General features: G+C 56.1%; 14 protein-coding genes. 2 read left to right on the top strand and 12 right to left on the bottom strand.

Annotation, left to right across the window (positions count from 1 at the left end):
- The first annotated feature begins 81 nt into the window (after positions 1-81).
- The gene (locus ACPXSQ_RS10210) at positions 82-1,902 is read left to right on the top strand and encodes a methyl-accepting chemotaxis protein (RefSeq protein WP_210523757.1); all 1,821 of its coding nucleotides are present in this window, start codon (positions 82-84) and stop codon (positions 1,900-1,902) included.
- A gap of 77 nt (positions 1,903-1,979) precedes the next feature.
- On the opposite strand, the gene sixA is transcribed toward ACPXSQ_RS10210, so the two are convergent.
- The 4 genes from sixA to ACPXSQ_RS10230 all read right to left on the bottom strand — a co-directional run bounded on the left by sixA (position 1,980) and on the right by ACPXSQ_RS10230 (position 6,553).
- A complete protein-coding gene (gene sixA, locus ACPXSQ_RS10215; protein WP_013026570.1) occupies positions 1,980-2,462 on the bottom strand; it encodes a phosphohistidine phosphatase SixA in 483 nt (160 codons plus the stop codon).
- 201 nt (positions 2,463-2,663) lie between these two features.
- Positions 2,664-4,784 (bottom strand): fatty acid oxidation complex subunit alpha FadJ, encoded by a 2,121-nt coding sequence (fadJ, locus tag ACPXSQ_RS10220; protein ID WP_426143574.1) that lies wholly within the window; start codon positions 4,782-4,784, stop codon positions 2,664-2,666.
- Positions 4,784-6,094 carry an acetyl-CoA C-acyltransferase FadI gene (gene fadI, locus ACPXSQ_RS10225; protein WP_014594204.1) on the bottom strand — a complete coding sequence of 437 codons (1,311 nt, stop codon included), beginning with the start codon at positions 6,092-6,094 and terminating at the stop codon, positions 4,784-4,786. Before fadI ends, fadJ begins: the two co-directional genes overlap by 1 nt.
- 162 nt (positions 6,095-6,256) lie before the next feature.
- The gene (locus ACPXSQ_RS10230; protein ID WP_014594205.1) at positions 6,257-6,553 is read right to left on the bottom strand and encodes a YfcZ/YiiS family protein; all 297 of its coding nucleotides are present in this window, start codon (positions 6,551-6,553) and stop codon (positions 6,257-6,259) included.
- A 358-nt stretch (positions 6,554-6,911) separates the two neighbouring features.
- Here ACPXSQ_RS10230 and fadL point away from each other — a divergent pair, with 358 nt between their 5' ends.
- Positions 6,912-8,189: a long-chain fatty acid transporter FadL gene (gene fadL / locus ACPXSQ_RS10235; protein WP_014594206.1), complete on the top strand. Its 1,278-nt coding sequence runs from the start codon at positions 6,912-6,914 to the stop codon at positions 8,187-8,189.
- A gap of 166 nt (positions 8,190-8,355) precedes the next feature.
- On the opposite strand, the gene mlaA is transcribed toward fadL, so the two are convergent.
- The 8 genes from mlaA to ACPXSQ_RS10275 all read right to left on the bottom strand — a co-directional run bounded on the left by mlaA (position 8,356) and on the right by ACPXSQ_RS10275 (position 14,873).
- Positions 8,356-9,120 carry a phospholipid-binding lipoprotein MlaA gene (gene mlaA / locus ACPXSQ_RS10240; protein ID WP_014605347.1) on the bottom strand — a complete coding sequence of 255 codons (765 nt, stop codon included), beginning with the start codon at positions 9,118-9,120 and terminating at the stop codon, positions 8,356-8,358.
- A gap of 131 nt (positions 9,121-9,251) precedes the next feature.
- Positions 9,252-10,463, bottom strand: a complete 1,212-nt coding sequence (ccmI, locus tag ACPXSQ_RS10245) for a c-type cytochrome biogenesis protein CcmI (RefSeq protein WP_426143577.1) — start codon at positions 10,461-10,463, stop codon at positions 9,252-9,254.
- Positions 10,463-10,918 carry a cytochrome c-type biogenesis protein gene (locus ACPXSQ_RS10250; protein WP_028715423.1) on the bottom strand — a complete coding sequence of 152 codons (456 nt, stop codon included), beginning with the start codon at positions 10,916-10,918 and terminating at the stop codon, positions 10,463-10,465. Before ACPXSQ_RS10250 ends, ccmI begins: the two co-directional genes overlap by 1 nt.
- A complete protein-coding gene (locus tag ACPXSQ_RS10255; protein ID WP_426143579.1) occupies positions 10,915-11,469 on the bottom strand; it encodes a DsbE family thiol:disulfide interchange protein in 555 nt (184 codons plus the stop codon). Before ACPXSQ_RS10255 ends, ACPXSQ_RS10250 begins: the two co-directional genes overlap by 4 nt.
- Positions 11,466-13,424 (bottom strand): heme lyase CcmF/NrfE family subunit, encoded by a 1,959-nt coding sequence (locus ACPXSQ_RS10260; RefSeq protein WP_426143580.1) that lies wholly within the window; start codon positions 13,422-13,424, stop codon positions 11,466-11,468. Before ACPXSQ_RS10260 ends, ACPXSQ_RS10255 begins: the two co-directional genes overlap by 4 nt.
- Entirely contained in the window at positions 13,421-13,906 is a 486-nt protein-coding gene (ccmE, locus tag ACPXSQ_RS10265; protein ID WP_014594211.1) for a cytochrome c maturation protein CcmE, read from the bottom strand. Before ccmE ends, ACPXSQ_RS10260 begins: the two co-directional genes overlap by 4 nt.
- Entirely contained in the window at positions 13,903-14,136 is a 234-nt protein-coding gene (ccmD, locus tag ACPXSQ_RS10270; protein ID WP_013026580.1) for a heme exporter protein CcmD, read from the bottom strand. The genes ccmE and ccmD overlap by 4 nt, the downstream gene beginning before the upstream one ends.
- The gene (locus tag ACPXSQ_RS10275) at positions 14,133-14,873 is read right to left on the bottom strand and encodes a heme ABC transporter permease (RefSeq protein ID WP_014594213.1); all 741 of its coding nucleotides are present in this window, start codon (positions 14,871-14,873) and stop codon (positions 14,133-14,135) included. The genes ccmD and ACPXSQ_RS10275 overlap by 4 nt, the downstream gene beginning before the upstream one ends.
- Positions 14,874-14,877: the final 4 nt, after the last annotated feature.

The following is a 14,877-nucleotide window of genomic DNA, read 5'->3' on the forward strand; positions in this document are numbered from 1 at the left end:
TTTTCCCTTGCCGATAACGTCTAGGCATTTAGGCACATTAGGCTTCAACATTTTGGCGTATTGACCAAGGGAACATTTTGAATGAGCGCATTAAGTCATTTTTTTGAGAATTTAAACGTAGGTAAAAAGTTAATGCTCGGTTTTGGACTGATTTTGCTTTTGAGTCTGGCCGTGGCGATATGCGGTATTAAAAACCTCAACGATATTAGCGTCCGGGCCGAAAAGCTCAGGGAGCTGAAAAGTGTCAACGATCGGTTTTCACAGGCCAAAGATGCCCGACTGCAGTTCGTTAAAACGCATGATGAGAAATTCATCGACATAAACGAAACCATGCTGAAAGAGGTGGATCAGAATCTGAAAAACCTGGGCGCTTTCCGCTGGGATGCCAGTCAGCAGGCCATGATTACGGCGATGCCGTCCGCCATTGCCACTTACCGGCAGAAACGGGCCGAAACCGTGCAGGCCGTCCGTAATGGGGCTCAGGCTTTACAAAGCCTGTCTGTCGAAGAAGAAATGCGGGGGATCAGCCAGCTTGCCACGAGCAGCAGCAATGACGCGCAGGTTGCCGCAGCCTTACAGGAAATCAATAAGCATCTGGCTGGCGTCGCGGTGCGGGTGAAACTCTTTGGCCTTGAGCACAAAGATGCCGATCGCAGCGCACTCAGCAACTTCCTCACTGAAACCGTCGGGCTTATCGCACAGGTTGCGCCTCGCCTTAACCCGTCAGACAGTGCAACGCTCGCAAAAATCAGCGAACAGCTTAACGGGAAACAAGCTGACATTAATGCGCTGATGGCCTCCGTGAAAGCAGGCGAAGAGGCCACGGCCGAGCTGGCGGTTGCGGGTAAGACCCTGACGGACATGAGCAATAACTTGTTTACGCAACAGCTGGATGCCACCAATCACGATGCCGGACAGGCCGTGTGGTTAATGGCTGCCATTGTTATCGCTGCCATCGTGGCAGGTATTGTTATCGCCCTGTTCATTACCCGACAGCTGACGCGTCCACTTTCTGAACTGCTAAACGTGGCGAACCAGATGGCGCGTGGCAACCTCAGCATCATGCTCAACTCGACCCGTCGGGATGAGCTGGGCGAGCTCATGCGCGCGGTAGGCGAGATGAGCGATGAACTGCGACGGATTATCAGCGGGATTCGCAGCGGCGTCACCAGCGTCAGCCAGGCTTCCGCAGAAATCGCCTCCGGGAATAATGATTTATCGGCACGGACAGAAAGCCAGGCAGCGGCCCTTGCGCAAACGGCAGCCAGCATGGAGCAGTTGACTGCGACAGTAAAACAGAACGCCGATAATATTCATCATTCCAGCAGGCTGGCGCAGCAAACCTTTGACACGGCGAGCCGTGGCGGAGAGCTGGTGACCAATGTCGTCAGCACCATGGATGAAATTTCTGCCAGCTCGGGGAAAATCTCCGAGATCACCTCCGTCATTAACAGTATTGCGTTTCAGACCAACATTCTGGCACTGAACGCCGCGGTAGAAGCGGCAAGGGCTGGCGAACAGGGCCGTGGTTTTGCCGTCGTCGCCAGTGAAGTGAGAAATCTGGCGCAGCGCAGCGCGCTGGCGGCAAAAGAAATCGAAGCGCTTATTCAGGACTCGGTTGCCCGCATCCGCGCCGGTTCACAGCTGGTCAGTCAGACAGGTAACACTATGGGAGAAATCGTCACCTCGGTCAGCAATGTGACAGAGATACTGAACGAGATCTCTCACGCGTCTGAAGAGCAGAACCGCGGCATTGCGCAGGTCGGCGTGGCTATCGTTGAAATGGATAACGTGACGCAGCAAAACGCGGCCCTGGTGGAACAGTCGTCTGCGGCGGCAAGCGCGCTCCATGACCAGGCGCAAACGCTGGCGGGCTCAGTATCACGTTTTGTGATTGCCTGACCTGCAGGGAAAGAAGCAGACGGGAATGACGTTCGGGGGTCGTTTTCATGTTCGGGCCAGTAAATGGCCCGACATTATTACATCGCTTTCGCGAGTTTTTTGGGGCTGACCTGCCATAACAGTTTGCCCTGACTTTCAGCCGGATCGAAGTCAATGCAGGCAATGGCCGAGGTGGCAAACATCGGTGGGGTTTCCTGGGGGCAAAGCTCCGACACCAGATAGCCCACCAGTGGCAAGTGGGAGATAACCAGCGCCGATTTAACCCCTTCATTCGCCAGTGCCTGCAAATAGCATCCGACCAGACCGGGATCGCCGCCGGGGGTCAGTTCCGGCAAAATATCCTCCCCTTCTGGCAAAGGGAACGCCTCACGAAATGTGGCAAGCGTCTGCTGCGCACGGAGATAGGGGCTGACCAGTACACGTTCAATGTCAACAGACTGACCTTTTAACCAGTTCGCCATTTGACGTGATTCGTCACATCCACAAAGCGTTAAAGGCCTGACTGAATCACTGGCAGCCTCAAGAGCCGCATCGCCGTGACGCATGATAAAAACTTGCATAAAGCACCGCTGTTGTTTGTCGACATCGCCTGATGCATCCGCATCAGGCGCTTCATTCTGCGAATGAACGTCGTGTTGTACCCTAATGACTTCAGTATAGTCAACCGGTTGTTTATTAAATAAGCACCTGTCAGATTCGTGCAGCGCCTCACGCTTGTGCGGCGCGTTTCTAACCCCCTGAATCGGAGTGGGTATTCGAATTTATGAAGAAGTGTAAAACTTTGTCTGCTGCTCCGCTGCGCGCAGCAACGCGTCACAGGGCGCAAAACGGTCTCCGTACTGTTGCTGAAGCCGCGTTAATCTGTTGACGATTTCTGCCGCGCCCAGCCTGTCGATGTAATGGAACGGCCCGCCCAAAAAGGGGGGAAAACCAATGCCAAACACCGCACCGATATCGCCGTCCCGCGGCGAGCGGATAACCTGCTCATCCAGGCAACGCACCGCTTCGTTTAACATCATCATCATGCACCGTTCGGCAATCTGGGCGCCGCTTTGCTTTGCCACCGGCCGGGTCTTCACTAAGCCGTACACCGCCGGATCGACCTTCTTACGCGACAGACGCGACGATCCGTACAGGTAGAATCCCCTACCGTTTTTGCGTCCTTTGCGACCGTCTTTAATCACGGCATCCAGCGCGGAAGGCGCGGCAAACCGCTCGCCATAAGCCTGCTGCAGGCCCGGTGAAATCTTACTGCCGACATCAATGCCAACTTCATCCAGTAGCTGAACCGGCCCCACCGGGAATCCCGCCTTCACCAGCGCCCGATCAATGTGATCGATCGGTTCCCCCTCCACCACGCAGCGCATGGCCTCGTTGATGTAAGGTGTGAGGATACGGTTGACGTAAAAACCAGGTTTATCGGCCACCACTATCGGCGTTTTACCCTGTTTCCGTGCCAGCATTACCGTACTGGCAAGCGTTTCAGGCGATGTCGTGGCATGCGGGATCACCTCGACCAGCGGCATTTTTTCCACCGGGCTAAAATAGTGCAGGCCGATGATGTTCTCCGGGCGCCGTGCCGTCGCCGCAATCTCGGCAATGGGAATCGATGAGGTATTGGAAGCAAAGATCGTCTGAGGCTGACAGTTCGCCTCGACGTCCGCCACCATCTGTCTTTTCAGATCCAGGTCCTCAAAGACCGCCTCAATCACGATATCGCGCTGGGTGAATCCCTGATAGTCGGTACTGCCGCTGATGCGCGCCATCTGCTGCTGACGCTGTGCCGGACTGATTTGCCGGCGTTTCACTTTTTTACTCAGCAGATCCCAACTGGTTTGCAGGGCATGGTTGATGCCTTTAAGACTGATATCCTTGATGCGCACCGGTAGCCCCGCATTAACGGCGCTGACGCTGGCGATCCCGCCGCCCATCAGCCCGCCGCCCAGCACACCGACCCGTTGGAGTGGTCGTGGTTCAGCCTGGGTGCCGTTCTCTTTCTTGATGGCGGTGGAAGCAAAAAACAGGCTGCGCAGCGCGGCCGACTCTGGCGTCATCGCCAGTTCGCCAAACGCCCGCGCTTCCGCGGCGTAACCGGCCTGGCTGCTCTGCTCCAGGCCGATGCGAACCACCTCGATAATGCGTCGTGCCGCTGGGTAGTTACCCTGGGTTTTACGATCTGTTTCGCGTCTGGCCAGTGCGAACAGCGCCTGACGAGCCATCGGGCCCTGCAGCAGACGATCGCGCAGGGGCAGCGGCGCTCTGCGGTATTTCCCTTTCTTCACCAGTCCAACGGCGGCGTCAAGCAGGATGGCCTGCGGCACGGCATCATCAACAATGCCCAGCTTTTTCGCCTGCCTGGCCCGCAGGTTCTTACCGGTAAGGATAAGCGGTAAGGCTTTCTGTACGCCGATTAAGCGAGGCAGGCGCTGCGTGCCGCCCGACCCCGGCAGCAGCCCCAACTGCACTTCAGGCAGGCCAATACGGGTTTTATCGTCCAGCGAACAGATGCGCGCGTTGCAGGCCAGCGCCAGCTCAAGCCCGCCGCCCAGACAAGCACCATGGATTGCCGCCACCACAGGAAATGGCAATGCCGCAATCGCCGCCATCACGTCCTGCCCTTGTCTGGCCAGCGCTTCTGCCTCGTGGGCGCTCTGGCAGCGATCGATCATGCTGATATCAGCCCCTGCAATAAAGTTGTCAGGTTTGCCTGAAATCAGCACCAGCCCCAGCAGTTGCGGATGCTTGCGTGCTTCCGCAATAATTACCGCAATCTGTGCCGCGAATGCCGCTTTAAGCGTATTCATCTTTTCATTGGGTACATCAATGGTGATCACGCCTACATGATCGTCCCGCATCTGTAATGTGAACGCGCTCTGTTCCATTATTCGGCCTCCAGAACCATTGCTGCCCCTAAACCCCCGGCGGCGCAGGCTGTGACTAAACCCAGCCCGCCGCCCCGGCGGCGTAATTCATTTAACGTCTGGGTAATCATGCGTGCGCCGGTTGCGGCAAACGGATGCCCAAAGGCGATCGATCCGCCCGAGACATTAAAACGTGCCTCGTCAACTTCGCCCAGCGCATGGGCGCGGTTTAACACGTCCCGGGCAAAACGTTCATCACGAAACATTTTCAGGTTGCTTAATGTCTGAGCGGCAAAGGCTTCGTGCATATCAATCAGGGTCAAATCCTTTAGGGTTATCCCGGCACGATCCAGCGCCAGCGGCGAGGCGTAGGCCGGCCCTAACAGCATGTCCTGCCAGACGTCGATAGCGGTAAACGCATAGCTGCGTAAATAGCCCAGCGGCTGTATTCCAAGCTCTTTTGCCCGGCCTTCACGCATTAAAATGACCGCCGCAGCCCCATCGGTAAGCGGCGTACTGTTTGCCGCAGTAACGGTACCGTGCTGACGGTCGAATGCCGGACGCAGCCGGGCATAGTCGGCGGCTTTTGCATCCATACGCACATTATTATCTTGCTCGATGGGCGCTTTCCACGGCGGCACAAAGGCGGCCATCACCTCCTGACTCAGTACGCCTGACTGCCAGGCCTGGGCCGCGCGCTGATGCGAGCGCAGGGCCAGCGCATCCTGCTCTTCCCGGCTGATGCCATGCGTTTTGGCCATCTGCTCTGCGGTATCCCCCATACGTAACCCCGTGGAGTACTCCGCAACGGCAGGCGGAACCGGTAACAGATCTTTAGGGCGCAGCCGCCGGAGAATGTGCAGCTTCTGTGAAAAGCCACGCGCTTTATTCATATCCACCAGCGCGCGCGCCAGCGTTTTACTGACTCCAATGGGCAGCACAGAGGAGGAGTCCGCCCCACCTGCGATGCCGGCAGAAATCGTACCTGCCAGTAAGCTTTCGGTGACGTTTGCCACCGCCTGAAAGCTGGTGGCGCAGGCGCGGCTGACGCTATAAGCATCGGTATTGACGCTCAGGCCACTGCTTAAGACGATCTCACGTGCGATGTTTGGCGCTTCCGGCATTTGCACCACCTGACCGAAGACCAGTTGCTCAATCACCTCAACCGGGAGTTCACTTCGGGCCATGATTTCGCTGATCACCATGCGACCCAGTTCAACCGCAGGGATGCCGTGAAAACCCGTGGCCTGGCGAAGAAAAGGCGTACGTAATCCGTGGGTGATGGCGATGCGCTCGCCATTACGCGTCAGCAGTGACTGCGCTTTGCTCATTGTATCCACCTGTACATCGTGACCGAGGCATCATTGCCGAAAGAGGTCTGACCTGATCCACAGTGTTAACCACAAGCGGGTGCGCCGCCAACATCAGGAGGAGAAAAGTGAGATAAGAAACACGAAAATGAAAAACGCCGCGGAGCAGCGGCGCCGAAATGTTTAACGTAGACCCAGTTGGAAAATCAGAGTTTCGGCCTGACAGCTAAAGGTAAAGTCGATATTAAGCTGCACGCCACCGGCCTCTTCCACCATGCTGGAATCGATAACGCAGGGTTCTGACTCGACCTGGCGCGCCCTTTCCGTCAGCTGCGCCAGTTTCGTTTCGGCATCGGCGCGATCTTTACACCATGCTGACCAGCTGGCCGTACAGTCTGAATTATCCATCACCGTACCAACATCAACGCAACAGCAGGCAGCCGTTTCCGTCGCGCTACATTTTTTTAAAGCATTTGTCATGATTTTCTCCTGACATCACATCATAAGGTGGGTGAGTTTTCTGCTGAAAATTTTACGCTCTGGCTTATCAACCCGCTACACACACCGCGCTAAGTGACGAATATCACAATAAAATTTGATGTGGATCAGTTTTGCTCCTGCCGCTCTGCCCATTTATTCCCGAGAAGTGTTAAGCAGATCGAATTTTCACCTATCAAATTGGAAATATTTTAAAAACAATATTGCAACATGTGTACAGGTCGGACCTATACTCTCCGCACTGGTCTGATATGTGCATTTGACATCAGTCCATACAATCCGCCGTTCCTTGTTACGCGACGTCACAACGTTAAATAATAATTCACATGAGGTTGTGGTCATGAACCATAAAAACCTGTTCGCAAAGTCAGCCGTGGCAGCTGCAGTAGCGCTTATTTCCTCTAACGTATATGCAGCCGGATTTCAGTTAAATGAATTTTCTTCCATTGGTTTAGGTCGCGCTTATTCTGGCGAAGGCGCAATGGGTGATACGGCGGCCTCAGCCAGTCGTAACCCGGCAACCATGGCACTCATGGATCGCCCTGAATTTTCAATCGGTGCGGTTTACATCGATCCTGAAGTGGATATCAGTGGCCAAAGCCCGACGGGCCGCAGCCTGGACGCGAAAAACATCGCACCGAACCAATGGATCCCTAACCTGCATTACGTCCAGCCGATCAATGACAAGTGGTGGGTAGGCGCGTCAGCGACGTCTAACTACGGCCTGGCGACAGAGTTTAACAACGGTTATACCGCGGGCGGGCTGGGCGGCAAAACTGACCTGATGACGGGTAACCTGAACCTCAGCACGACTTATCGTTTGAATGAGCATTTCAGCTTCGGGGTAGGTTTTGATGCTGTATATGCCAAAGCTAAAATTGAGCGCTATGCTGGTGAAGCGGGCGCACGGCTCGGTATACCCGCAGATACGCAAGTTGCCTATCTTAAGGGGGACAAATGGGGCTACGGCTGGAACGCTGGCGTACTCTACGAAGTCGATGACAATAACCGTTTTGGTTTTACCTACCGCTCCGAAGTGAAAATTGACTTTGATGGAGACTATAAAAGTAGCCTGCCATTCAATCCTCGTAATAACCCAGAAGTTACTAATCTCCCGACAGGTACAAACGGCTCTACAGTTCCCGGCGCGTTAACCTTAAACCTGCCGGAAATGTGGGAAGTTTCAGGCTGGCATAAAGTGGCACCACAGTGGGCCGTCCACTATAGCCTGGCCTATACCAGCTGGAGTCAGTTTCAGGAGCTGAAAGCAACGGGCTCAAACGGCCAGACGCTGTTCTATAAAGATGAAGGTTTCCACGATGCCTACCGCATCGCACTGGGTACCACCTACCAGTACGACAAAAACTGGACCTTCCGCAGCGGTATCGCCTTTGATGACAGCCCGGTTCCGGCTGACAAGCGTTCTATCTCTATCCCGGATCAGGACCGTTTGTGGCTGAGCGCCGGTGCCTCTTATGCGTTTAACGACGATGCATCGGTAGACGTCGGCGTGTCTTACATGCACGGTCAGAAAGTGACCGTGCAGGAAGGCACCTATACCTTTAACTCTAGTGGTAAAGCCTGGCTGTATGGCGCAAGCTTCAACTACAAGTTCTGATGCGCGAAACGCATAAAAAAAGCGACACTGAGTGTCGCTTTTTTATTGCTAACGGGAACGTCACACGTCATGCAGCCTGGTGACAACCCTGTAGCAGCTTCACGTCATCACCCCGGGCCGCTTATCAGGCCGCCCTTGCGACAGGCGGCTTCTGGCGGGCCATGATTTACTGCGAATCAATGTCTTTCAGATCGTCCTGGATCGCCGCCGCATTCGGATTTTCTTCTGGCTTCAGCTTGCCGCCGCGCGCCAGGAAGTCGTAGCGCTGGAAGTAGGCGCTACGGATAAAGGCGTAAGGATCGCGTTGCTGTTTCAGGATAGCATCCGAGTCCAGCAACTGTGCGCGCGATTCGATGCCTTCCAGCGTCCATTTACCGATGGACATGGGCCAGGTCAACCAGCCAAGCACAGGATAAAGCGTATCGACGTAATCACCGCCGTCCTGGCGTATCGTGAAGCTGCCATAGGCCGGTAACTGCACATAAGGGCCATAGCCCACGCCATAGTGACCGAGCGTGGTACCAAAACGCTGCGGCCCCTGGCGCGCCAGTTCCGGATTGGCTTTACCGGCGACATCAATGAAACCGCCCAGCCCCAGCACCGTATTCAGGAAGAAACGTGTAAAGTGGATACCTGCATTGCGCGGTTCGCCGACCAGAATCGCATTTACCATACTGGCAGGTTCGCTGAGGTTGCCCAGGAAGTTGCTGAGGCCCGCGCGCGCAGGCACGGGAACATAGTCGCGCCAGGCCACTGCCACAGGGCGCAGCACGTAAGGGTCCAGCACGTTATAGTTGAAGTTAAACATTGTGCGGTTAAAACCTTCAAGCGGATCGCTACGCCCTGCAGGCGCATCGTCAGCAGGCTTTGAACTGGCACAACCAACCAGAAGCACACTGGTCAAAGCCAGGCTGGTCAGGCGGTGATCCATTTTTTTCTCCCTGTGCATATAAGTTATTTATACCCTGCTGAGTTTCAGCGGGTAGATCAGCGCAGTCCAGCAAGCATAGCTGATATCTCCCGTGCGGTTGGCAGATTCAGACATTGCCAGACGCCAGCCGGTTAAGGCTGCTGTTTATCAATCGCGACGTCAATGTGCTGATGGCCATCCCAGGGGACTATCGCGCTGACGCCAAACCAGTCGCCCGGCTCAGGATTTGCGCGGCCATTTCGTGCAATCCTGACGCGAACCTGAATCTGTTTCTGCGTTGAAAGACGTCGCTCTTGCAACATCGCATTACTGTCATCCAGCGTCAGCGACACGGGAAAATGTCCGGGCGATATGCGCTTCACCGCGACCGGTACGGGCGAGACGCCGTCAGTCACCGAAATATACATGACTCCGCCCGGCGGTAACATTTTTTCTGCCTGGGGAGAAAGCGTGACCTCGACCGTTAGTTGACTGCTTTGCTGCCCTGCATCGGTTTTGGCTTGCTCAATGCTGCGCGCAATACCCTCACGACGAGGATCGTCGGCCGGTAACACCTGCAACAGGGTTTGCCAGCTGTCTATCGCCTGCGAATACTGCTGTTGTTCAAACGCATTATAGGCCAGCAGGCTTAGGGTGCGGATATCCTGCGGATGCTGTTTAAGCAGATCCTTGAGCAGCAGCCCGGCCTGGCGGTTATCCTGAGGATCGCCCGATCGCGTCAGCACCTCAGCATAATCCTGCTGCAGGGCAAAATTATTCGGTGCCAGCTGCAACGCATGCTCGAAAGCCTGACGCGCGCCCGTGGCATTGTTGAGTACCATACCGAGGCGGCCCAGCATCGCCCAGCCACTGAGGTTATCAGGTTCGGTTTGCAGCTGGCTGCGCAAACCGAGCTGCAGGCGAGAGAGCTGCTCTTGGGTAAGTGGCCGGGCATGGGGATCCATGAGCTGGGCGCGCAGCGCCGGATACGCTTCCTGCACCTGGAGCCAGCCACTTAACTGCGTTAAGCCACCGGTTTTAAGATAGCTTGCCAGTGACACGATAACTAAAACGATCAGGCCGGGTAACAGCACCCAGCGACGGCTGCGGTGCGAGTGGGCATCCGAAGCGGGCGGAATATCGCTAAGCAGGGTTTGCTGTAACTCCTGCTCCATCACGGCGCGATCGGCAATCACGCCCTGCTCTTCGTCCAGGGTCATTTCAGCCAGCCGCTGCCGATAAAAATGCGTATTAAGGTTGTCGCGCGCTGCCGTGTGGGCTTCACGTTGACGCCAGCCTGCGGCTAAAAACAGTATGCAGGCCGCCAGCAGCAGCAGAAAAATCGTGAGTAAAAAGACAGCCATTATCGTTTCCTGTCCGACTTCAGAATCGCCGCCAGACGCTGTTGTTCCTGGTCATCAAGCTCGCTTCGGGTTTTACGCTGACGACTACGCCACACGATCACGGCACCGCCCACAATCACAAACAGCGCCGGGCCAGCCCACAGGATCAGGGTTGAGGGCGTGACAGGCGGCTGGTAACTGACGAAATTGCCATAACGCGCCACCATATAGTCGATGATTTGCTGACGGCTCTGCCCCTGCTTCATCAGTTGATAAACTTTCAACCGCATATCTGACGCAATCATCGCATTAGAGTCGGCGATGCTGTTGTTCTGGCATTTGGGACAGCGCAGCGAGGCCGTGATTTCACGGTACTGCTCCTCCTGCGCCACGGAGTCAAACGCATAGGTATCAATCGCGGCCCACAGGCTGGCACTAAACAGCAGCCCACAGAGCATCATCATCAGGGATCTCATGCGCCGCTCTCCTTCGTGTATTTATCCCACAAGGGTTTGACTTCCTGTTGCCAGACGCGCGGGTTCAGATCGCCAGCATGGCGATAGCGAATAATGCCTTTGCCATCAATCAAAAAGGTTTCAGGTGCGCCATAAACGCCGAGATCGAGGCCCAACATCCCGTTACCGTCATACAGGCTGAGCGCATAAGGATTACCCAGCGTGTTCAGCCAGGTTACTGCCTTCTGGCGATCGTCTTTGTAGTTCAACCCTACAACCCGAACGCCCTGCTCTGCCAGCTCATTAAGATAGCGATGCTCGGCGCGGCAGGTCGGACACCAGGTTGCCCAGACGTTCAGCAACAGTGGTTTACCGGTGATCAACGTTTGCTGATCATAGGTTTTGCCTGGCTTATCCAGCGCCTCCAGCCTGAACACGGGCAAGGGCTTACCAATTAAGGCCGATTCCAGCCGTGAAGGATCGTCCCCTTCCGCATTACGTGACAGCTGCCACAGCAGCGAGGCAGCCAGCAGTAAAAATAATCCCAGCGGAATAAACAGAATTTTTTTCATGTCCGCACCTCGCGATCGGCTTTCCTGCGCGAGCGATAGCGCGGGTCGAGCAAACATAACAGCCCTCCGACGGCCATAAACAAGCCGCCAAACCAGATCCAGCGGACGAAGGGTTTGTAGTAGATACGCACCGCCCAGCTACCGTCACTGAGCTCTTCACCCAGCGCGGCGTAAAGATCACGGGTAAAGCCGCCGTCGATCGCCGCCTCTGTCATCATGGTGCGCGCGGCAGAGTAAAAGCGTTTTTCCGCATACAACACGGCTTCCGGCTTGCCCTTGTGGGAAACGTCAATTACCGCCACGCCGCCGCTGTAATTAGGGCCTTGTAAGTCCTGAACATCACGAAAAACAAAATGGTAGTGATGGATATCGACGCTGTCGCCCGCTTTCATGCGCACGTCGCGCTCAACGCTGTATTGGGTACTGAACGCAATGCCAATAACGGTGACGCCCACGCCGAGATGTCCAAGCACCATGCCCCAGTGACTGCGCGAAAGGTGACGTAATCCGGTAAAAAAACGATGACGATGAGTGGCACGCTCATGCAGCTCCATCAGGGTCAACAGGATGATCCATACCGCCATCAGTAATCCCACCACCGTCATGGCTTCAACACGATCCTGCAACCACCAGGGCAGCAGCACGGAGGCCAGCAGCGTCACGAGCAGCGCTATCAGCAGACGACGAACCAGCTTTTGTGGCTCATCGCGTCGCCAGCGCACTAACGGCCCAATACCGAGCATTAACGCCAGCGGAGCCATCAGCCAACTGAACATGGTATTAAAGAAGGGTTCGCCAACGGAAATGCTGCCCAGCCCTAACTGTTTATGCACCAGCGGTAACAGCGTGCCGAGCAGGACCACCAGCATGGCCGCGATTAACAGGACGTTATTCCCCAGCAGAAAAGATTCTCGCGACCAGAGCTCATTTTGCACCCGACTGCGCACCTGGCCGCCTTTAATGGCATACAGCAGCAGCGAGCTGCCAATCACGATGACCAAAAATGCGAGAATAAACATGCCGCGCGCCGGATCGGAGGCGAAAGCATGTACCGAGACCAGCACGCCGGAACGGACCAGGAAGGTGCCGAGCAGGCTCAGGGAGAACGCGGTAATAGCCAGCAGCACCGTCCAGGCCTTGAAGGTGCCGCGTTTTTCCGTAACCGCCAGCGAGTGCATTAAGGCGGTGCCCGCCAGCCACGGCATAAAGGAGGCGTTTTCCACCGGGTCCCAGAACCACCAGCCGCCCCAGCCCAGTTCGTAATACGCCCAGGCGGAACCGAGTACGATGCCAATGGTCAGGAATAACCAGGCGGCGGTAGTCCAGGGACGCGACCAGCGCGCCCAGGCGGTATCCAGCCGTCCCGCCACTAATGAGGCGATGGCAAAAGCAAAGGCCACGGAGAAGCCGACATAGCCCATATACAGCAGTGGCGGATGAAAGATCAGGCCGATATCCTGCAACATTGGATTAAGATCGCGACCGTCTACGGGAAAATCGGGCAGCGTCCGGCTGAAGGGATTAGAGGTGAGGATGATAAACAGCAAAAAGCCCAGATTGATCATCCCCATCACTGACAACACCCGGGCCAGCGCGTCCTGCGGCATACCGCGGCTGAAAATTGCCACGGCCAGCGTCCAGCCACTCAGCAGCAGCACCCACAGCAGCAACGATCCTTCATGCGCGCCCCAGGTGGCCGCAATGCGGTAGTAAACCGGCAGCAGTGAGTTTGAGTTGTTGACGACATAGCTCACGGTAAAATCGTTAACGATAAACGCCCAGACCAGCAGCATAAAAGCCCCCGCGACGCAGGCAAACAGGCCAACGGCAAGCGGACGCGCCATGCCCATCAGGCGGGCATCCAGGCGCCAGGCGCCCCACAGCGGATAGACGCTGAGCAGCAGCGCCAACGCTAATCCAAGACAGAGTAAGAAACTGCCCAGTTCTGGCATCATGGTGTACGTCCTGCCGGGTTATTCGCGGCCTGTTGCGCAGAGGGTGCGGGTTTCATCGCGGTGCTGATTTCGGGAGGCGTATAGTTTTCATCATGTTTTGCCAGCACCTCTTTGGCTTTGATCAGGTTACCGGGCTCAAGTACGCCCTGCGCGACAACGCCCTGACCTTCGCGGAACAGATCCGGTAAAATGCCGACAAAGCTCACGTTGACCACACCGCGACCATCATAAAGCTGGAAGGAAACCGCCAGCGTGTGGGGATCCCGCGTTACGCTGCCAGGCATCACGACGCCGCCCACGCGCAGGCGCTGTCCGGGCTCAGGCTTGATGTGCGCATCGCCTTTTCCCTCCAGGATTTCACCCGGCGTATAAAACAGATCGATATTGGACCGCAGCGCATACATCACCAGTGCGGTCGCCAGCCCAAGTCCGGTAAGTATCGCCACCACGACATACAGGCGATTACGACGGCGGGTATTCACTTCTCTTCTCCTGCCGTAGGGTTGGCGGTACGTTGAACGTTGGCCGCTCGCAGGCGGCGCTCCCGTGCATCACGCTGGCGAATGTCCGCCAGCAAACGTCGGTGTGACCACCTACTATGCAAGATCAGGGCGAAAAGCGGCACCAGCGTGCCTGCCACCGCCAGCCACACATAAAAGGCGTAGCCGCCCATGGCAACGAAGTCATGCCATGAGGCAAAAGCGGGCGTCATACTTTGCTCCTTGTCTTCGCTAGGGCAATTGCCCAGGGACGTTTACGTTCCGTAAGCAGAATCAGGTTACGTAAGCGCATCAGCGTTAAGGTGATAAACAACAGCAGGTCACCCAGGATGGCCCAGCGCAGCGGCGTGCGCATCGGCGGCGCGATCGCCTGTTGCAGCAACCCGGACGATCCCTGATGTAAGGTATTCCACCACTGCACAGAGAAATGAATGATGGGCAGATTGATCACCCCGACCAAAATGAGCACGCCTGCGGCCCGCCCGGCCATGCGACGATCGTCGAAGGCCTGATACAGCGCAATCACGCCCAGATATAAAAACAGCAGCACCAGTTCTGACGTCAGTCTGGCATCCCATATCCACCAGGTTCCCCACATCGGCTTGCCCCAGGCAGAACCGGTGACCAGCGCGATAAAGGTAAACACGGCACCGATTGGCGCCATCGCCGCTGACACTAAATCGGCCATTTTCATCTGCCAGACCAGCCCCGTGAACGCCGCAACGGCCATCGCGCTGTATATCCCCATCGACCACATGGCCGCCGGAACGTGGATATACATAATGCGAAAGCTGTCACCCTGCTGGTAGTCTGCCGGTGCATAGCCAAATCCCCATACCCAGGCCAGCAGCAGTACCGCCGCACTGGCCAGAGCAAACCACGGCAGCAGGCGACCGCACAACTGATAGAGCCGTTCGGGCTTAGCCAGCTGATGTAATCCTTTCCACATGTTC

The organism is Pantoea sp. EEL5 (genome assembly GCF_049892805.1).
GTDB lineage: Bacteria > Pseudomonadota > Gammaproteobacteria > Enterobacterales > Enterobacteriaceae > Pantoea > Pantoea ananatis.